Origin of the sequence: Duganella sp. Root1480D1 (assembly GCF_001427305.1) — a bacterium.
Taxonomy (GTDB): domain Bacteria; phylum Pseudomonadota; class Gammaproteobacteria; order Burkholderiales; family Burkholderiaceae_D; genus Rugamonas.
Genome location: NZ_LMFZ01000013.1, coordinates 30,563 through 48,342, shown reverse-complemented (window position 1 = coordinate 48,342; position 17,780 = coordinate 30,563). Strand labels below are relative to the sequence as shown.

Below are 17,780 nucleotides of genomic sequence, written 5' to 3'. Positions count from 1 at the left end.
CGCTTAAATCCTCCGGATGATTTTTTCGCCGAACAGCCCTTCCGGGCGCACCAGCAGGAACAACAGGGCCAGCACATAAGGGAACCAGCCTTCGATGCCGCCGCCGACGTGCGGGCCGATATAGACTTCGGCCAGCTTTTCCGATGCGCCGATAATCAGGCCGCCGACAATCGCACCCGGCACCGAAGTGAAGCCGCCCAGGATCAGCACCGGCAGCGCTTTCAGCGCGATGAAGGTGAGTGCGAACTGCACGCCATTGCGCGCGCCCCACAGCATGCCGGCTACCAGTGCAACCATGCCCGCCACTGCCCACAGGATGCCCCAGATGCGCTGCAACGGGATGCCGACTGCCTGGGCCGCCTGGTGGTCGTCGGCCACGGCGCGCAGCGCGCGGCCAACCTTGGTTTTGGCGAACATCAGCGCCAACGCCGCCACCAGGACTGCGCAAATCACAGCGGCGATCAGGTCGAAATTGGAGACGATGATGTTGAACTTCTCCATGAAGTACTCGCTGGGGACGTCCTCGATCGGCAGGTCCAGCTTATGCACCTGCGATCCCCAGATCAGTTGCGCCAGGCCTTCGATGAAAAATGCCAGCCCGATGGTGGCCATGAACAGGGTGATTTCAGGCTGGTTGACCAGTGGCCGCAGCACGATGCGCTCGATGGCAAAGCCGAGGACGACCATCGCCAGTATCGTGGCCGGGATGGCTAGCCATAGCGACATGCCGAATTTGTCCATGAAGCCAACGCAGGTCAACGCAGCAAAGAACACCATCGCGCCCTGGGCGAAATTGAAGACGCCGGAGGCTTTGTAGATCAGCACAAAGCCGATCGCCACCAGCGCATACATGACGCCCGACAGCAGGCCGCCCAACAGCGTCTCGGCGAAGAAAGAGATATCCATTAGTGGGCCACTCCGAGGTAAGCATCGATCACGTCCTGGTTGGTGCGGACTTCATCCGGTGTGCCGTCGCCGATCTTCTTGCCGTAGTCCAGCACCACCACGCGGTCCGAGATATCCATCACCACGCCCATATCGTGCTCGATCAGGACAATGGTGGTGCCGAATTGCTCGTTCACGTCGAGGATGAAGCGGCACATGTCCTGCTTTTCTTCCACATTCATGCCCGCCATCGGCTCGTCCAGCAGCAGGATTTGCGGCTCTGCGGCCAGCGCGCGGCCCAGTTCAACGCGCTTCTGCAGGCCGTATGGCAGGCGGCCCACCGGCGTCTTGCGGATATGCTGGATCTCCAGGAAGTCGATCACCTCTTCGCATTTGCGACGATGTTCGATTTCCTCGCGCCGCGCCGGCCCCCAATACAGGGCCTGCAGCAGGAAGTTCGATTTCATCTTCAGGTTACGGCCGGTCATGATGTTGTCCAGCACCGTCATGCCCTTGAACAGCGCAATGTTCTGGAAGGTACGCGCAATGCCCGACTTGGCGGCGGCATAGCAATCCATGTTCTTGCGTTGCTGGCCGCGGTAAATGATCTCGCCTTGTTGCGGGCGATATACGCCATTGATCACGTTAAGCATCGAACTTTTGCCCGCACCGTTCGGGCCGATGATGGCGCGGATCTCGTGCTCGCGTACATTGAAGGAGATATTGGTCAGCGCCTTTACCCCACCGAACGAGAGCGAGATATTGCGCATGTCCAGGATCACGTCGCCGATCTTGCGGCCGGCCGTGATGGCTTCCGGTTCATTCATTTGCATGGTGGCTTCCCCGCTTATGCTGTCTTGAGGTCCATGATCCGCAGGTCTGCCGCCACCGTGCCGGTGCGGCCGTCCTCGAATTTGACCTGGGTTTCGATGTATTGCGAAGCCTTGCCGCCGTACAGCGCCTCGATCAGCACTGCATATTTCTCGGCGATGAACTTGCGGCGCACCTTGCGGGTGCGGGTCAGTTCATCATCGTCAGGGTCGAGCTCCTTGTGCAGCACGAGGAAACGGTGGACCTGGGTGTCCGCCATCAGCGCCTCCTGCGCCAGGTCGGCGTTGACCTTTTCCACGCACTCCTTGACCAGTGCGTAAGTCTGTTCGTGCGCGGCCAGGTCGGTGTAGCCGGAGTAGGCGATGCCGCGCCGCTCAGCCCAGTTGCCTACGGCCTCCATGTCGATGTTGATGAAGGCGGTCACCTTGTCGCGCTCATGGCCGAAGGCCACGGCTTCCTTGATGAAGGGGAAGAACTTCAGTTTGTTCTCGATGTAGTTCGGCGCGAAGATGGCGCCGTTGATCATCTTGCCCACGTCTGCTGCGCGGTCGATGATGCGCAGGTGGCCGTCGTTGTCGAAGATGCCGGCGTCGCCCGTGTGGAAGTAGCCTTCGCTGTCGATCGCTTCGGCCGTTGCGTCGGGACGCTTGTAATAGCAGTGCATCAGCGTGGGCGACTTGACCAGCACTTCGCCATTGGGTGCCAGCTTCACTTCGACGCCAGGAGCCGGCTTGCCGACGGAGTCAAACTTGATTTCGCCATCCGGCTGCAGGCAGATGTAAGCGCAGGTTTCGGTCGAGCCGTAGAACTGCTTCAGGTTGACGCCGATCGAGCGATAGAAGCGGAACAGGTCCGGTCCGATCGCGGCTCCCGCCGTGTAAGCCACGCGGATGCGCGACATGCCCAGCACATTGCGCAGCGGCCCGTACACCAGCGCATTGCCGACGGCGTAGCTGATGCGGTCGCCCAGCGCTACCTGCTTACCGTCCAGGATGTCGGAACCGACGCGGCGCGCCACGTCCATGAAATGGTGGAACATCTTGCGCTTGATGGTGCCCGCATCTTCCATGCGGATCATCACCTGTGTCAGCATGTTTTCGAAAATGCGCGGCGGCGCGAAATAATAGGACGGGCCGATCTCGCGCAAATCGGTGGTGACCGTGTCCGACGATTCCGGGCAGTTGACCGTGAAACCGGCAGTCAGCGCCTGCGCAAATGAGAACAGGCAATCGCCCACCCAGGCCATCGGCAGGTAGGACAGCACGTTTTCCGAATCGGTCAGCTTGTCGAAACCGATGCCGCCAATGGCTGCCGACAGCAACGCCTTGTGGGTCTGGCATACGCCTTTCGGCTTGCCGGTGGTGCCGGAGGTGTAGAGGATGATGGCGTTATCGCCCTCCTTGCCCTCGGCGATCGACGCTTCGTAGAAACCTGGATGGGCCTTGTCGTATTCGCGCCCCAGCTCCTGCAGGCGGGCATAGGACATCAACTGCTGGTGCGTGTAATTGCGCATGCCCCGCTCATCTTCGTAAGCGATGTGCGCGATCCCAGGACATTGCTCGCAGAGGTCGAGCAGCTTGTCGACCTGCTCCTGGTCCTCCACGATGGCGTACTGGATTTCCGCGTTCTCCAGCACGAAGGCCAGGTCGGCCGCCGGAGCATCCTGGTACATCGGCACCGGCACGCCCCCCAGGCACTGCGCCGCCAGCATCGACCAGTACAGGCGCGGGCGGTTGTCGCCGATGATGGCCAGGTTCATGCCGCGCTGGAAGCCGATCGCCGCCAGCCCGCAAGCCAGCGCGCGCACTTCGGCATTCACTTGCTGCCAGTCCCAGGTCTGCCAGATACCCAGGTCCTTTTCGCGGAACGCAGGCTTATGCGGCCGCTCCTTGCCATGCTGAAGCAGCCTGCGAGGGAAGGTCGTCAGATTATCCTGCACGGTGTCTCCTTGGATTTTTAGTTGCGCTTTTTAGTTGTGGTGCGCTTTTTGTGTGATGATATTAGCGTGAGCTATGTCGCAAAGTTGTCATTTCAAAGACAATTCGTCGACTTTTGATGGTGCGACGCAACAATGAAAACAGAACCGAGCCTGATCGAAGCCATACGCAGTTCCACCTGGGCACCCGTGCTCACAGAGGAGCAATTGGCGCGCGTAGAGGCTAGCTGCTACGAGGAATTTATCCCCAAAGGCGGCTTCGTTTGCCATAAAGGCGAAATTGTCGATAATTGGATCGGCATTATTTCAGGCATGGTGAAAATGAATAATTTTTCGCCAAACGGAAAAAGCGTCACATTTACTGGTGTGCCGCCAGGCGGTTGGTTTGGCGAAGGTTCATTACTCAAAGATGAATGCCGCCGATATGATGCGATGACCCTGCGCGACAGTCGCATCGCACGCATGCCTGCCGTCACCTTTCACTACCTGCTCGAGAATAGCCTACCCTTCACCCGGTTCCTCTTGATGCAGCTCAACGAACGTTTGGGTCAGTTCATCGGCATGGTGGAAAACGAGCGCCTGCTGGACCCCGACACGCGCGTTGCACGCTGCCTGGCGTCACTATTTAATTCCCACCTGTATCCCGGCATCGAGCGGCTGGTGCAGATTTCGCAGGAAGAGGTCGGCCTGCTGTCGGGCTCGTCACGCCAGCGCGCCAACCAGGCCCTGCAGGTTCTCGAAAAACAGGGCCTGTTGCGCGTGGACTACGGCGGCATCCGCATCCTCGACCTGGATGGCCTGCGCCGCTTCGAGGCGTGAGCCGGGCCGCTCAATCGTGCGGGAAGGTTTCTTCGGAGAGGACGATCTTCTTGTTATTGATCGTGAACTGATAGACCGCCTTGTTGTCGTTTTTCGGATACGTGATTTTGAGCCTGGCCTTGGTTGGCCCAAGTTCCAGTTTTTTCAGCTTTTCATCTTCCGCGCCCAAGCGGGCTGAAATGACGGGCGCAGTGTAGGGCGACTGGTCGTCCGGGTCCTTTTCACCGCTCATGACAATGGCCATGAACGGGTTCCACTCGGCCCTGTCCACCGGCACAGCTTCATACATGAACTCGGCGCCCTTGATGTTCTTCATGTGGGAGACGAATTCCTCGTCCACACTGTACTTGGCAATCACCTCCTGGACCTTCAACGGTTTCAGGTTCTTCACCTTGAGGCAGCAAACGACATGCAATGGGTCCGCGCGCGGAACAGCGGAAAACACGGTTTCCCTGGCAAGCGGCTTGTTGGTGAAGATATAGCTGGTCCGGGCTACCAGCCTGAAGCCCTTGTCGCTGACGGCGAGTTTCTGCCAGATCCCGACCACAGGTTCTTCTTGTGCATGGGCCGTGGCGAGGATGCTTGCCAGCCCGAAAAGTGCGGCAATTTTCTTCATTTGCGATTCTCCTCCAGCTTATTTGACGAAAAACTCTTTCTGGAGAGCTTCGTTGGCGTCCATGTAACGCGCTTTGGACTTCATTTCCCCGGCGCTGTTAAACATGGGGACGTCCCAGTTCTGGTTGAACTCGAATACGCGGATTTTTACGTTGGTCTTTTTCATGTTGTTGGCTGGCTCGCGCAGTCCTTCCTTTTCGGCCTGGACCGCGTACAGGGTGCCGCCATCTTTATAGAAGGTGATGGCCCTGCGGTTGGAGTCGCCCGATTCAGAATTCGAAAAATTGAAGTCGTAACCGTCCCCGCTTGGGTTGGTGACGAGCAGCCACTGGGTCTCATTTTTCTCGGGCAGGATGTACACCGTATAGATGTCATGGCTGCTGGCGGTTGCGGTCGAGATGTAGGCCTTCACAATCCGGACCACCATATCGCCGGTTTTGATGTCGTTGATGCCGTCCTTCAGTTTCAGTTCGGTCTTGGCCGGGACTGGGGCGATGGTTGCGGCCCAAGCCGGCGAAGTCATGCATAGTGCCGATACCGCCAAGGCGGCGAGTCTGTTTTTCAGTTTCATTAATTTCCAAGAGGATGGGGTTGTTGTCTTTATTGTATGTTGTTGCGGGGAAATGCTGCGCACGGGACGGAAAGTAGTGCAGCACAGCCAAGCACTGATGAGTATAATCAGTTTGCATATTTACAACTTCAGCGGAGTTTGCCATGCGTTCACTGCCTGCCCTCTTCCTGTTTGTGATGTCCCTATGCGTCTCGGCCTCGGCGCAATCTGCAAAGCAATACCAGTTCTTTGTGGTGGGCGATCCCACCAATGTGACGCGGCCTCAGCCGGCCCAGCCTTCGCTGGTGCTGATGGGCGGGGGAACCGATGTGGACGACGCATTCCGCTGGATGATCCAAAAGGCAGGCGGCGGCAATTTCGTGGTGATCCGCGCTACCGGCACGGATGCCTATAACCCCTACATCTATGCCTTCGGCAATGGCGTAACCTCAGTCGAGACCCTGATCATCCCTAACCGCGCGGCAGCGAATGATCCTTTCGTGCTCGAACGTGTGCGCAACGCCGAAGCGCTGTGGATTGCCGGCGGCGACCAGGCCGATTATTGGGAAGACTGGAAAGGCACGCCGCTGCAAGCCGCTATCCAGGGCCTGGCCAACAAGAATATCCCGATCGGCGGCACCAGTGCCGGCCTGGCCGTGCTGAGCCAGTATGTGTTCAATGCCTTGAACGGTTCGATCACCTCGCCCCAGGCATTGTCCAACCCTTATGACAAATCGGTATCGCTCGGGCGCGACTTCCTAGCGCTGCCCGGCATGGGCAATATGATCTCCGATATGCACCTGGATTCGCGCGACCGCATGGGCCGCCTGGTCACCTTCATGGCGCGCATCGTGAACGACGGCTGGACGCCAATGACGCATGGCATCGGCATCGATGTGGAAACAGCGCTGTTGGTGGAGAACGGCAATGCCACGCGGGTTGGCAACGGTTCAGCCTACTTCCTCAATACTGTCGGGATACCGGAAGTCTGCAAGCCCAAGACTCCGCTCACCTATCGCAATGTCGGCGTGCAGCGCCTGTCCGGCGGCGGCAGCTTCAGCCTGACCAACTGGGCGAGCTACGGCAGCTCTACCGTGAACTACAATATCTCCGCCATCAACGGCGTGCTGAGCTCGACCCAGCAGGGAGGTTCAGTTTACTAAGTAACGCGCGTTCCCGAACAGACCAGCCCACATTGCCGCGGCATGCTGGGCGCACCTGATCTGTATCGGAGGACATCATGAACTTTCCAATCAGAACTGCGCTGGCGGGGCTTATCGCACTCGTCAGCGCGCAAGCCTTTGCACAAATCACGCTTTATCCCCGGGAAGGCTGGCGCGGACGTCCCGTAAACATCACGCGCTCGATCAGCGACTTGCGCACTGCGGGGTTCGACAATCGTGCTTCGTCGGTTGTGGTGGAGCGCGGCCGCTGGGAAGTTTGCCCGTTGCCGAATTTCGAGGGCGAATGCCGGATCTTGCGGCGCGGCAGTTATGAATCGCTGGAAGGCATGGGCCTGAACGACAATATCTCGTCGATTCGCGCCGTGCCGCCGCGCCGGCGCGTTGATGAAATGGCGTATGCGCCTGAGCCGGTGGCCCAGCCAAGTTATGAGTACCGCATGCGGCCGAGCGAACGGACATATGAAGCGCCGATCACTTCCGCCCGCGCCGTGGTGGGGCCGCCCGAACAGCGCTGCTGGGTTGAGCGGCAGCAGGTGGAAGCCTCCGGCGGCAGCGGTACTGCTGGTGCCATTGCAGGCGCTTTGATTGGCGGGGTGCTGGGGCACCAGGTGGGTGGCGGTTCGGGCCGCGACATCGCCACCGTTGGCGGGGCGATTGCAGGTGCTGCAGTCGGCTCTAATGTGGGCCGCAACACGGGCAACCAGTACGCCCAGAATGTCCAGCGTTGCGAGGCGATTCCGAGCCGCACCCCGCAGTACTGGGATGTGACCTACGAGTTCCGCGGCACCGAACATCGCGCTCAGCTTTCATCTGAGCCTGGCCGTACCATTACCGTCAACCGCGAGGGCGTGCCACGCATGTAGCGCAATCAGGCTTGCTCGGCCAGCACGGCGTGGAATAGCTGATTCAGCTCGCCATTGACGTCGCTGCTTCGGAAGCGCACCACGTCTGGCCGTTCAAGCCGCGCGAGTTCTGCTTCAATGAAGCGGTTCAGGCATGGGACTGGCTCGGACAGTCCCATTTCCGGCGCGGCCTTTTTCTTCTCCAGCAGCGTAGCGATTGCGTCCAGCAGTTCCGTCTCGCCTTCCAGCAAATGCAGCAGCTTGTCGAATTCGATCGGGGCAGGAGTGCCATACCGTTCCAGCCAGCGCACCGCCAGCAACGGACGCAGCACGTAGAAATACTTCTTCAAAGGCACCATGTCTGCGCGCAAATAGCCGCGATAGTTGGTCTTTGCCATGCTGCGGTAATGGTAGGTGCCGTTTTCGCAGGAGTACACCTTAGGCAGCAGGGTCCGCGCGCGGTCCGCAAATCCGCCGTGTGAACGGTAAAGTATCGGTGACTGGAGCCACTCGACGAAAGCAGGGTTCGACTTGCGGAACAGGCGCAGGGCCTTGCGGATATCCCAGCCATTGATGTCGATCTCATCGACAATCTTGTATTCGATGACGTCGCGCTTCTCTTCCAGGTCGACCGCGACATACCAGTCGCGCGGGTGGGCGTAAATAAAGCGCACGTCGTAATCGCTGTTCGGCGAGGCAAAGCCCCAGGCGCGGCTGCCCGATTCTACGGCCAGCAGGACGCGCACATTGTGTTCGGCTTCCGCAGCCGCGAGCCGGCGCATGATTTCTGCGCGTACATCTTCAGGTATCAATTCTCTCTCCATTGCCGCCTGAAAGCGGCGGCAGCCAGGCATTATGGCGCAATCGGGGTATGATTGCGCTATGAAAGAATCAATCCGCACCAGACTTGAATCCATGCGCGCGGCGATGCGCCGCCATCAGATTGATGCCTGCATGGTCCCTTCCTCCGATCCCCATTTGTCCGAGTACTTGCCGGCACGCTGGCAAGGGCGGGAATGGCTGTCGGACTTTACCGGCTCGGTCGGCACTTTCATCATCACGCAGGATTTTGCGGGCGTCTGGACTGACGGCCGCTATTGGACGCAAGCGGAAGCGGAGCTGGCCGGCACCGGCGTGAAGCTGATGAAAATTTCATCGGGCGCCAGCTTGCAGTACGTGGATTGGTTGGCCGAGACCCTGAAGCCTGGCCAGGTGCTGGCAGTGGATGGCGCGGTACTTGGCCTGTCGATTGCCCGCCTGCTGCAGGCGCGCGGCATTGCCATGCGCACGGACCTCGACTTGCTGGATGAAGTGTGGACGGATCGTCCCGGCTTGCCGGATGCCCCGGTCTATGAGCACCAGCGCCCTTATGCCGACAAGACCCGCGCTGCCAAGCTGGCAGCGTTGCGGGTCGAAATGGCGCGCCATGGTGCGACCCATCATGTCATTTCGACGCTGGACGATATCGCCTACCTGTTCAACCTGCGCGGATCGGACGTCAATTACAACCCGATCTTCCTGTCGCACGCGCTGGTCGACCAGGAGCGCGCCATGCTGTTCGTCGGCGCCGGCAAAATCGAGCCTGGCCTGGCAGGCCTGCTGGCGGCCGACAATGTCTTCGTCGAACCCTACGAGGAAGCAGCGCAAGCACTGGCCTCAATCCCTGCTGGCAGCACGCTGCTGCTGGACCCACGCCGCATCACTTTCGGCACACGCCAGTCCGTGCCGGACAACGTAACGATCATCGAAGCGGTCAATCCGACCACGTTCGCCAAGTCCCGCAAGACCGCGCACGAAGCCGACCATGTGCGCGCAACCATGGAACAGGACGGCGCCGCTCTGTGCGAGTTCTTCAGCTGGCTCGAGCAAACCCTGGCCGATCCGAAGCGCGAGCCGCTGACCGAGTACGCCATCGGCCAGCACTTGCTGGACGCGCGCCGCCGCCGTCCGGGCTTCGTCAGCCCAAGCTTCGGCACCATTGCAGGCTTCAATGCCAACGGCGCGATCATGCACTACCGCGCACCCTCCGAAGGCAGCGCCGTGGTTGAAGGCGATGGCCTGCTGCTGCTCGATTCGGGCGGCCAGTACACGGGCGGCACCACCGACATCACTCGCGTGGTACCGGTCGGTGCCATCAGCAAGGAGCATAAGCGCGACTTCACCCTGGTCCTGAAAGGCATGATGGCCTTGTCCGTCGCCCAGTTCCCGCGCGGCGTGAAATCGCCGATGCTGGATGCGATCGCACGCGCGCCCCTGTGGGCGGCCGGCATCGATTTCGGCCACGGCACCGGCCATGGCGTCGGCTTCTTCCTCAATGTGCACGAAGGCCCGCAGTCGATTTCGCCATCCACGCCGCCGGACGCGCATACCGCGATGGAGCCGGGCATGATCACCTCCAACGAGCCTGGCATTTACCGTCCCGGCAAGTGGGGCATTCGCATCGAAAACCTGGTGCTGAACGTGCCGGCGCCGGAATCGGAGTTCGGCGAATTCCTGCGCTTTGAAACCCTGACCCTGTGCCCGATCGATACGCGCTGCATCGATCAAACCCTGCTGCGCGCAGATGAAGTGCGCTGGCTGAACGACTACCACGCCACCGTGCGTCAACGACTCGCAAGACATGTCGACGGCGACGCGCTGCGCTGGCTGAACGAAAGGACGGAGGCAATATGAGCCGCTCCACCAAAGCATCCAACGCGCTGGCGCGCCTGAAGGAGCGCTCCGGCAACCAGGCCTATTCGATGACCATGACCGGAGGCGGCCACTTCTTCCTGACGGAAGGGCCAGGCCAGCCGCCGCTGTGCCCGCCGATGGAGCTGGACGATTTCGTTGCCTTCGTCAACGCGCAAGGCCCGCAAAAAGTAAAACGCGTCAGCAAACTCGATGTAGCATTCGAAAAGCAGCTCGCAGCCAAGAAAACACCAAAACCATAAAGTGAGGCAGCTATGCCCAGCATAGATTTCCTGCGTGCTTACTGGTCGTCCGGCGAACTGGCGACCAACCTCGTGATCCTGATGAACATCGCCGGCGCGCTCCTGCTTGGCCTGCTGGTTGGCTATGAGCGTTCCTACCATGGCCGGGCGGCCGGGATGCGCACCTATGGGCTGGTCTGTATGGCATCGGCCGGCCTGACTGTGCTGTGTGGTTACCCGTCGCTGTGGTTTGGCGGCCATATGTCCGAGCTGGTGGGTACCGATCCAACGCGCGTGGTGCAGGGCATCGTGACGGGTATCGGCTTCCTTGGCGCGGGTGTGATCATGCGCGAAGGCTTCAATATTTCAGGCCTGACGACGGCGGCTTCGATCTGGGCTTCCTCGGTGATCGGCGTGGCGGTCGGCCTGGGGTTCTACCTGGGCGCGATGGGCCTTGCCTTCTTGTGCGCTATGTCGATGATCTTCCTGTCCAAGCTGGAGGCGTGGCTGCCATCGCGCCATGCGATCGCGATTACCATGCGCTTCAAGCCAGGCTTCGAGCCGAAAGAAGACCAGCTACGCGCCATGGCACTGGAGCGCGGCTACCAGATCGCGGGCGGCTCGCTGACCATTGGCATGGACCAGGGCAAACTGGAGTGGCGCTTCGTGGCGCTGGCGCTCAGTAAGCGCAGCGGATCGCCGTTGTCGCGCATCGCCGAGGAGATGACGCATTTCGACGGCATCGACAGTTTCCAGGTCACCCACGCACGCAACTAGGAGGCAGGTTTGGTCATTCATCCACAAGACGTTCTCGATTTCTGGTTCCTGCCGATCGGCGCCAAGGGCCACAATATGCAACGCCCCGAGTGGTGGCGCAAGGACGATGCATTCGACCGTGCGATTTTCCAGCAATTCGGCGATGTGATTGAACAAGGGTTGCTGGGCGGCCTGCGGCAGTGGGACGACGAGGGCACGCAAGGTACGCTGGCCCGCATCATCGTGCTGGACCAGTTCACGCGCAATGTTTATCGCGGCACGCCGAAGGCCTTTGCCGGCGACGAGCTGGCGCTGGAGGCAGCCAAGGCGCTGGACGATTCGGGCGCCAACCAGACCCTGCCGCCAGCGCAGCGAGCGTTTTCCTACATGCCGCTTGAGCATTCGGAAAACCTGTCGATGCAGATGCGCTGCGTCGACCTGTTCGAGATGCTGGCTGCGGATTCGCCGGGTTATGCCGGCATGCTGGATTTCGCCAAGAAGCATTACGACGTGATTCGCCGCTTCGGCCGCTTCCCGCATCGCAATGCCATTCTCGGCCGCGAATCGACGCCGGAAGAAGTCGAGTTCCTCAAACAGCCAGGATCGAGCTTCTGATGCGTGGTTTGACAGTGGTGGGCGGCGGCCACGTCGGCTGCGTCCTGGGGCGGCTGTTTTCAAGGGCCGGCGCGTTCACCGTGCAGGACGTACTGGCGCGTTCGGCCGGCAGTGCGGCGCAGGCCGCGGCCTTCATCGGGGCTGGTACGCCTGCCGCCGTGGGCGGCGTCATGCGAACGGCCGATGTCTACATGCTCACCGTCACCGATGACCAGATCGTGCCTGCGTGCGAGGCGCTGGCCGCCGCTGCACCGCTGCAGGGCGCGGTGGTGTTCCATTGCAGCGGTGCGCTGGCGTCGGACCGTTTGCAAGCGGCACGCGCGGCGGGCGCCTTTGTCGCCAGTGTGCATCCGATCCGCAGCTTTGCCGACGTTGACGCGGTGGCGGCGGATTTTGCCGGCACCTTCTGCGGCGTCGAGGGCGACCGGCAAGCGCTGGATGTGCTGCTGCCGGCGTTGGCAGCGATTGGCGCGAGAGCGGTGCAGATCGACCCAGCGGCCAAGACCGTTTATCACGCGGCGGCGGTGTTCGCGAGTAATTACCTGGTCACTGTGATCGATGCTGCCCTGCGCGCCTACCAGGCGGCCGGCATTCCGGAGAACGTGGCGCGCGAGCTCGCGCGGCCGCTTGCGATAGAGTCTATGGAAAATGCATTCCGCCTCGGCACAGCGCCGGCACTGACCGGGCCGGTTGCGCGGGGCGATATGGCAACAGTGTTGCGACAGCAAGATGCAGTCATGGCATGGGATGCGGCGACGGGCCAGTTATACCGGGCCCTGGTGCCGCCAACCATCGCGCTGGCCGAGCGTAAACGGGCGGGCCAGCCCTGACGCTGCCCTTGCAAATCAGCAGTGCAAAAGTATAGTTGAAGAGCAGGTAATGCTTTTTGCTTCGGCTGGTGTTGTGGTCGAACAAAAAGATGGCCCCGACGGGTGACAAAATTGGCGGTTAGCAATAAGCTAGTCCACTTGAGGATAGCCACACACAGTTCTAGGGGAACGCTATGTTATTTTTGAAATCCACGTCTGTCACCAAGGCGCCTGGCATCTACGAAGTTGATATTGCCGCCAAACCGCCTGGCAAGACTTTCGGCGTGTACATGGCAACAGACCCGGATAATCCGCCGACTTCCGTGCTTGAAGCGCTGGCTGCGGGCGGTTTCAAGCAAGTCCATAGCTCCGGCTACACCCACAAGGATCGCGGCAAGGTGCTGGACCTGCACTTCCAGAAAGACGGCACCGACCTGTTCAACGGCTGGAAGGCGGACGAAGCCGAAGCCAATATGGCCATCATCAACAAGATCTTCGGCGACATCGGCGTCGCAATCACGCCGCGCGTCATGTCGCTGGCTGAAGCTTACGCCTGAACCTCGATGTGATACAGGGCCCACGGGCAAGTGGTGAAGCGCTGGCCTACGGGCCTGCTTGCCATGTCGGGCACGCGATCCGCATCGTAGATTGCCCATAGCGGACCGAGCCCGCCCAGCGCCATCGGGGCACCGTCCAGGTGGGTGGCGACGATATAGCGCTGTGCCTTGGCAAGTGCCAGCGCCACGCCCACCGCATAGCCATCTACTGCACGCAGGATCAGCTTGCTGCTGTCGCCAGTTTGCGAGCCGGCAGCTTTCAGCACGTCCACCAGCAGTGGGCCGGACAAGGTATGCGGCCGGCCATCATATTCCAGCGTCGGTTTGATCGTGATCGCCGGCAGCGCGGCCAGTGCGGCAAAATCAAAGGCGAAGGCTTTGTCGAAAGCCAGGCCTTGCTTGTGCATCATCTGGTCCACCACGCGATCGAAAGCGCCGCGGTTCGGCTTGGCAATGGCACCGGTCACGGTCAAGAGCGCGGGACCACGCTCAACCTTGGAAGCAGCGGCACCCAGCGAGGGGAGGGCGCCTGCCGCTGCCACGGCGCCGAGGAATTGACGTTTGTTCATTGCTATATGATAACGCCTATGGACCTGTTTTCTGCTGAAGCCGAGTTATTACCGATCCCGATCGAAGATGGCGAGCTGTATTTCATGCAGCAACTTCCGCTCGCTGTGGATAACGCCGAAGTTATGCAACGCTTGCTTGATGAAACCACGTGGAAAGCGGAAACCATCTTCCTGTTCGGCCGCGAAGTGGCGCAACCGCGCCTGAGTGCCTGGTATGGCGAGCAGCGCTACACCTATTCCGGCCGCACTTTTGAACCGTTGCCGTTCACCCCGCTCCAGCTGGAGATCAAGCGCGCCGTCGAGGCCGCCAGCGGCAAGCGCTTCAACAGCGTGCTGCTGAACTACTACCGCAACGAACAGGACAGCATGGGCTTCCACAGCGACGATGAAGCGGAGTTGGGCCCGCAGCCGGCCATCGCCTCGGTCAGCTTTGGCGCCTGCCGCACCTTCATCCTGAAGCACAAAAAGCAGCCGAAAACCGTCAAGATCGACCTGACCGATGGCAGCCTGCTGCTGATGGCAGGCAAACTCCAGCATTGCTGGCGGCACGGCATCAATAAAGAGCGAAAACCCTGCGGTCCCCGTATCAATCTGACATTTAGGCTTATCTGATGCCAAGTTCGGTCATTTTGGGCTGAACATTGGTAATTCAAGGTTGCTTACAAATTCACACAATTCTTACCAGTTCGTCTCCCCCTTGAACTTTTGGCAGTGTTATCGTGCTTTCCATCGCACTTCCACAGACGAAGCGCGATCCCAAGCAAGTCCGACTTACTCTCGCTGAAAGATCACGAACATGAAAAAAATCGCACTCGCACTCATCACTTCGGCCGTTGCCCTGGGCGCGGCCTCCGTCCAGGCCCAGGAACTGAAGCCTTACATCGGCGCTGGCGTCGTGGCGAACTCGAACAAGTACACCCTGCCCAACGACACCAGCGATGGTGACAAGAAAAGCACCGAATACGGTGGCAAGATCTTCGGTGGCGTACAGATCGACAAGACCTGGGGCGTGGAAGCCGGTTATGTAGATTTCGGCAAACAGTCGTACAACTACACCACTGGCGCCGGCACCGGCAGCATTGAAGGCAAAGCCAAGTCCTTCTACCTGGCCGGCAAAGGCACCTTCCCGATCAACCAGCAGTTTGCGCTGACCGGCAAGCTGGGTGTGTCGCACAACAAGAATGACGTGAATGCCACCGGTTTGGCTTCCGCGTATAACGGCGATAGCAGCCGTAACGCGCTGTACGCCTCGGTTGGCGCCGAATACGCCTTCACCGAGAAAGTGTCGGGCGTGCTGGAGTACGAACACTTCGGCAAGAACGATATTGACCAGGGCCGCCGCAAAGGCGCGTTTAACCTGGGCGTGAAGGCTAGCTTCTGAGTCGAGGGGGAGGGCAGTTCAGCTGCTTCCCCCCGCAAAGTCCTGATCGAGGCCGGGTGCGACAACGGCAGCCTTGCGCTGCCAATGTCCTTGTGCCCGCCTCACCCGCCATTCGGACATTGCGTCCGCTGCATCGGGTAGTCGAAGGCTTTTTCCTTGCCCTTCGAGACACCTTCGATACGCGCCTTGATGCCATCGGCGCCATCGCGTTTGTAAATGATCCGCTGCGGGAAGTCATGTTGCGGGTTTTCAAAGATCACTTCACCATCGCCGACCGACTTGATCGGGAAGGCTGCTTCCAGTTGACGGCTGGGCTTGGCCACATAGGCCCAGATGCCCGGCTCGGTTTCGCGGATCATGGTGTGTTCCCACTCGACCGTCTTGCCGTTTTTTACGGTGCGCGCTACACCCAGCATGGTGCCGCCGGCGGGCAGGGTCCACATTTCCACTGAACCTTTTTCGGCGCCGGTATGCGACCAGCAGCCGGCCAGCCAGGCCAGCTTGTCGATCGGGGCCTCGTGCGCAATGGCGCCTGCGCTGGCCAGGACCAGTCCACATAGGAATTGTTTGCGCATTTGGCTCCCTTCTAAAACCGGTAAACCGGGGTCAGGCACAAGTGCCTGACCCCGAATGATCTTGCAGCCAGCGGAGTTGGTTCCAGGCCTTTGACGTTCGTCGAAAGTCAAAGGCGCACAACCATACCAAAGCTTCGGCATAGACAGCGTCTGACCCTGCGGGTCGGACGGGACGGCCATCCGGCTGGTTTACCGGTTTTAGCCGTGCAGCGGCTTGTAACGAATACGCTTCGGCTTGGCGCCTTCCTCACCCAGGCGCTTCTTCTTGTCGGCTTCGTATTCCTGGTAGTTACCCGCAAAGAAGGTCACCTGGGAGTCGCCTTCGAAGGCCAGGATGTGCGTGGCGATACGGTCCAGGAACCAGCGGTCGTGGGAAATCACCATCACCGAGCCGGCGAATTCCAGCAGCGCATCTTCCAGCGCACGCAGGGTTTCCACGTCCAGGTCGTTGGACGGTTCGTCAAGCAGTAGCACGTTGCCGCCCATCAGCAGGGTCTTGGCCAGGTGCAGTCGGCCACGCTCACCACCGGACAGGTTGCCAACGATTTTCTGCTGGTCCGAGCCCTTGAAGTTGAAGCGACCCACATAAGCGCGCGACGGCATTTCGAAACGGCCCACGCTCAGGATGTCGGCGCCGCCGGACACTGCCTCGAACACGGTCTTCTCGTTGTCCAGCTTGTCGCGGCTCTGGTCCACCAAGGAAATCTTGGCGGTCTTGCCGATGGCCACTTCGCCGCTGTCCGGCTGCTCGATGCCGGCGATCATCTTGAACAGGGTCGATTTACCGGCGCCGTTCGGGCCGATGATGCCGACGATCGCGCCTGGCGGCACGGTGAACGACAGGTTGTCGATCAGCAGGCGGTCGCCAAACGATTTGCTGACGTTCTTGAACTCGATCACGTCATTACCCAGGCGCTCGGCCACAGGGATGAAGATCTCCTGGGTTTCGTTACGCTTCTGGTATTCGTATTCGCTCAGCTCATTGAAGCGCGCCATACGGGCCTTGGATTTGGCCTGGCGTGCTTTCGGATTCTGGCGCGACCATTCCAGTTCTTTCTGCAGCGCTTTCTGGCGCGCGGATTCGGTGGCTTCTTCCTGCTTCAGGCGGTCCTGCTTCTGGTCCAGCCACGAAGAATAGTTGCCCTTCCAAGGGATGCCGTGGCCGCGGTCCAGTTCCAGGATCCATTCGGCCGCGTTGTCCAGGAAGTAGCGATCGTGGGTGATGCCGACCACGGTGCCCGGGAAGCGCACCAGGAACTGCTCCAGCCATTCCACGGATTCAGCATCCAGGTGGTTGGTCGGTTCGTCGAGCAGCAGCATGTCCGGCTTGGACAGCAGCAGCTTGCACAGCGCCACGCGGCGCTTTTCACCGCCGGACAGCACGCCGATCTTCTGGTCCCATGGCGGCAGGCGCAGCGCGTCGGCAGCCATTTCCAGTTGCAGGTTCAGGTTGCCGCCGTCGGCAGCAGCGATGATCGATTCCAGGCGTTCCTGCTCTTTGGCCAGCGCGTCAAAGTCTGCATCTTCTTCTGCATAGGCAGCGTAGACGGCTTCCAGCAACGCTTGTGCGTTGAAGGCTTCGCCCAGGCCGGATTCCACTTCCTGGCGCACGGTTTTTTCCGGATCCAGTTGCGGTTCCTGCGGCAGGTAGCCGATGTTCAGGCCAGGCATTGGGCGTGCTTCGCCCTGGATGTCGGTGTCGATGCCCGCCATGATTTTCAGCAGGGACGATTTGCCGGAGCCGTTCAGGCCCAGCACGCCGATCTTGGCGCCTGGGAAGAAGGACAGGGAAATGTCCTTCAGAATCTGACGTTTCGGTGGGACGATTTTGCCCACGCGGTTCATGGTATAGACGTAATTGGCCACGGTATGTGTTCTTGTCGGTTCGTAAAGGCGCTAGTTTAGCGCATTGTGGTGGCGCATAAAAAAAGACCCGGCAAGTGC

20 protein-coding genes are annotated in these 17,780 nt (G+C 60.3%); 11 read left to right on the top strand and 9 right to left on the bottom strand.

The window, feature by feature from the left end; translation table 11 throughout:
• Positions 1-3: 3 nt before the first annotated feature.
• From ASD58_RS15995 to ASD58_RS15985, 3 genes are read right to left on the bottom strand one after another with little or no spacing between them, the layout of a single operon-like run.
• Positions 4-900 carry a branched-chain amino acid ABC transporter permease gene (locus ASD58_RS15995; RefSeq protein ID WP_200951615.1) on the bottom strand — a complete coding sequence of 299 codons (897 nt, stop codon included), beginning with the start codon at positions 898-900 and terminating at the stop codon, positions 4-6.
• A gap of 5 nt (positions 901-905) precedes the next feature.
• Positions 906-1,718 (bottom strand): ABC transporter ATP-binding protein, encoded by an 813-nt coding sequence (locus ASD58_RS15990; RefSeq protein WP_057262171.1) that lies wholly within the window; start codon positions 1,716-1,718, stop codon positions 906-908.
• A 14-nt stretch (positions 1,719-1,732) separates the two neighbouring features.
• Complete coding sequence (locus ASD58_RS15985) at positions 1,733-3,655, bottom strand: long-chain fatty acid--CoA ligase (RefSeq protein ID WP_057262170.1); 1,923 nt, start codon at positions 3,653-3,655, stop codon at positions 1,733-1,735.
• A 132-nt stretch (positions 3,656-3,787) separates the two neighbouring features.
• Between ASD58_RS15985 and ASD58_RS15980 the strand changes: the two genes are divergently transcribed.
• Complete coding sequence (locus tag ASD58_RS15980; RefSeq protein WP_057262169.1) at positions 3,788-4,471, top strand: Crp/Fnr family transcriptional regulator; 684 nt, start codon at positions 3,788-3,790, stop codon at positions 4,469-4,471.
• A 10-nt stretch (positions 4,472-4,481) separates the two neighbouring features.
• Here the strand turns inward: ASD58_RS15980 and ASD58_RS15975 are convergent, their stop codons facing one another.
• Together ASD58_RS15975 and ASD58_RS15970 are read right to left on the bottom strand one after the other, a co-directional pair.
• On the bottom strand, positions 4,482-5,087 hold the full coding sequence (locus ASD58_RS15975; RefSeq protein ID WP_057262168.1) for a hypothetical protein: 606 nt from the start codon (positions 5,085-5,087) through the stop codon (positions 4,482-4,484).
• An 18-nt stretch (positions 5,088-5,105) separates the two neighbouring features.
• Positions 5,106-5,657, bottom strand: coding sequence for a hypothetical protein (locus tag ASD58_RS15970; protein ID WP_057262167.1), 552 nt, complete (start codon positions 5,655-5,657; stop codon positions 5,106-5,108).
• A 143-nt stretch (positions 5,658-5,800) separates the two neighbouring features.
• Here ASD58_RS15970 and ASD58_RS15965 point away from each other — a divergent pair, with 143 nt between their 5' ends.
• Entirely contained in the window at positions 5,801-6,799 is a 999-nt protein-coding gene (locus ASD58_RS15965; protein ID WP_057262166.1) for a cyanophycinase, read from the top strand.
• 77 nt (positions 6,800-6,876) lie between these two features.
• Positions 6,877-7,683: a beta/gamma crystallin-related protein gene (locus ASD58_RS32630; protein WP_057262165.1), complete on the top strand. Its 807-nt coding sequence runs from the start codon at positions 6,877-6,879 to the stop codon at positions 7,681-7,683.
• Positions 7,684-7,688: 5 nt separating this feature from the next.
• Here the strand turns inward: ASD58_RS32630 and ASD58_RS15955 are convergent, their stop codons facing one another.
• Positions 7,689-8,444: a nucleotidyltransferase domain-containing protein gene (locus tag ASD58_RS15955; protein WP_082565449.1), complete on the bottom strand. Its 756-nt coding sequence runs from the start codon at positions 8,442-8,444 to the stop codon at positions 7,689-7,691.
• A gap of 100 nt (positions 8,445-8,544) precedes the next feature.
• Between ASD58_RS15955 and ASD58_RS15950 the strand changes: the two genes are divergently transcribed.
• The 6 genes from ASD58_RS15950 (at position 8,545) to ASD58_RS15925 (ending at position 13,311) form a co-directional block, all read left to right on the top strand.
• Entirely contained in the window at positions 8,545-10,335 is a 1,791-nt protein-coding gene (locus ASD58_RS15950) for an aminopeptidase P family protein (protein ID WP_200951613.1), read from the top strand.
• Positions 10,332-10,595: a hypothetical protein gene (locus tag ASD58_RS15945; protein ID WP_057262162.1), complete on the top strand. Its 264-nt coding sequence runs from the start codon at positions 10,332-10,334 to the stop codon at positions 10,593-10,595. The genes ASD58_RS15950 and ASD58_RS15945 overlap by 4 nt, the downstream gene beginning before the upstream one ends.
• 12 nt (positions 10,596-10,607) lie before the next feature.
• Positions 10,608-11,351, top strand: coding sequence for an MgtC/SapB family protein (locus ASD58_RS15940; protein WP_057262161.1), 744 nt, complete (start codon positions 10,608-10,610; stop codon positions 11,349-11,351).
• A gap of 9 nt (positions 11,352-11,360) precedes the next feature.
• The gene (locus ASD58_RS15935) at positions 11,361-11,945 is read left to right on the top strand and encodes a DUF924 family protein (protein WP_057262160.1); all 585 of its coding nucleotides are present in this window, start codon (positions 11,361-11,363) and stop codon (positions 11,943-11,945) included.
• A complete protein-coding gene (locus ASD58_RS15930; RefSeq protein ID WP_057262159.1) occupies positions 11,945-12,775 on the top strand; it encodes a Rossmann-like and DUF2520 domain-containing protein in 831 nt (276 codons plus the stop codon). Before ASD58_RS15935 ends, ASD58_RS15930 begins: the two co-directional genes overlap by 1 nt.
• 173 nt (positions 12,776-12,948) lie before the next feature.
• Positions 12,949-13,311, top strand: coding sequence for a hypothetical protein (locus tag ASD58_RS15925; protein WP_057262158.1), 363 nt, complete (start codon positions 12,949-12,951; stop codon positions 13,309-13,311).
• Here ASD58_RS15925 and ASD58_RS15920 read toward each other — a convergent pair.
• Entirely contained in the window at positions 13,302-13,880 is a 579-nt protein-coding gene (locus tag ASD58_RS15920; protein WP_057262157.1) for a hypothetical protein, read from the bottom strand. The two genes, ASD58_RS15925 and ASD58_RS15920, sit on opposite strands and share 10 nt — an antisense overlap.
• 18 nt (positions 13,881-13,898) lie before the next feature.
• Here ASD58_RS15920 and ASD58_RS15915 point away from each other — a divergent pair, with 18 nt between their 5' ends.
• Together ASD58_RS15915 and ASD58_RS15910 are read left to right on the top strand one after the other, a co-directional pair.
• Complete coding sequence (locus ASD58_RS15915) at positions 13,899-14,492, top strand: alpha-ketoglutarate-dependent dioxygenase AlkB (protein ID WP_057262156.1); 594 nt, start codon at positions 13,899-13,901, stop codon at positions 14,490-14,492.
• A 184-nt stretch (positions 14,493-14,676) separates the two neighbouring features.
• Positions 14,677-15,261, top strand: a complete 585-nt coding sequence (locus ASD58_RS15910) for a porin family protein (protein WP_057262155.1) — start codon at positions 14,677-14,679, stop codon at positions 15,259-15,261.
• A gap of 101 nt (positions 15,262-15,362) precedes the next feature.
• Here ASD58_RS15910 and ASD58_RS15905 read toward each other — a convergent pair whose 3' ends face one another.
• A complete protein-coding gene (locus tag ASD58_RS15905) occupies positions 15,363-15,836 on the bottom strand; it encodes a DUF6265 family protein (protein WP_057262154.1) in 474 nt (157 codons plus the stop codon).
• A 198-nt stretch (positions 15,837-16,034) separates the two neighbouring features.
• The gene (gene ettA / locus ASD58_RS15900; protein ID WP_057262153.1) at positions 16,035-17,702 is read right to left on the bottom strand and encodes an energy-dependent translational throttle protein EttA; all 1,668 of its coding nucleotides are present in this window, start codon (positions 17,700-17,702) and stop codon (positions 16,035-16,037) included.
• Between the last annotated feature and the right edge of the window lie 78 nt (positions 17,703-17,780).

Excerpts from the sequence above, each read along its gene's own strand:
- ASD58_RS15920 (WP_057262157.1), bottom strand. The coding sequence starts at position 13,880 with ATGAACAAACGTCAATTCCTCGGCGCCGTGGCAGCGGCAGGCGCCCTC.
- ASD58_RS32630 (WP_057262165.1), top strand. The coding sequence starts at position 6,877 with ATGAACTTTCCAATCAGAACTGCGCTGGCGGGGCTTATCGCACTCGTC.
- ASD58_RS15940 (WP_057262161.1), top strand. The coding sequence starts at position 10,608 with ATGCCCAGCATAGATTTCCTGCGTGCTTACTGGTCGTCCGGCGAACTG.
- ASD58_RS15955 (WP_082565449.1), bottom strand. The coding sequence starts at position 8,444 with ATGCGCCGGCTCGCGGCTGCGGAAGCCGAACACAATGTGCGCGTCCTG.
- ASD58_RS15945 (WP_057262162.1), top strand. The coding sequence starts at position 10,332 with ATGAGCCGCTCCACCAAAGCATCCAACGCGCTGGCGCGCCTGAAGGAG.
- ASD58_RS15975 (WP_057262168.1), bottom strand. The coding sequence starts at position 5,087 with ATGAAGAAAATTGCCGCACTTTTCGGGCTGGCAAGCATCCTCGCCACG.
- ASD58_RS15990 (WP_057262171.1), bottom strand. The coding sequence starts at position 1,718 with ATGCAAATGAATGAACCGGAAGCCATCACGGCCGGCCGCAAGATCGGC.
- ASD58_RS15980 (WP_057262169.1), top strand. The coding sequence starts at position 3,788 with ATGAAAACAGAACCGAGCCTGATCGAAGCCATACGCAGTTCCACCTGG.
- ASD58_RS15970 (WP_057262167.1), bottom strand. The coding sequence starts at position 5,657 with ATGAAACTGAAAAACAGACTCGCCGCCTTGGCGGTATCGGCACTATGC.
- ASD58_RS15910 (WP_057262155.1), top strand. The coding sequence starts at position 14,677 with ATGAAAAAAATCGCACTCGCACTCATCACTTCGGCCGTTGCCCTGGGC.
- ASD58_RS15915 (WP_057262156.1), top strand. The coding sequence starts at position 13,899 with ATGGACCTGTTTTCTGCTGAAGCCGAGTTATTACCGATCCCGATCGAA.
- ASD58_RS15950 (WP_200951613.1), top strand. The coding sequence starts at position 8,545 with ATGAAAGAATCAATCCGCACCAGACTTGAATCCATGCGCGCGGCGATG.
- ASD58_RS15930 (WP_057262159.1), top strand. The coding sequence starts at position 11,945 with ATGCGTGGTTTGACAGTGGTGGGCGGCGGCCACGTCGGCTGCGTCCTG.
- ASD58_RS15965 (WP_057262166.1), top strand. The coding sequence starts at position 5,801 with ATGCGTTCACTGCCTGCCCTCTTCCTGTTTGTGATGTCCCTATGCGTC.
- ASD58_RS15925 (WP_057262158.1), top strand. The coding sequence starts at position 12,949 with ATGTTATTTTTGAAATCCACGTCTGTCACCAAGGCGCCTGGCATCTAC.
- ASD58_RS15905 (WP_057262154.1), bottom strand. The coding sequence starts at position 15,836 with ATGCGCAAACAATTCCTATGTGGACTGGTCCTGGCCAGCGCAGGCGCC.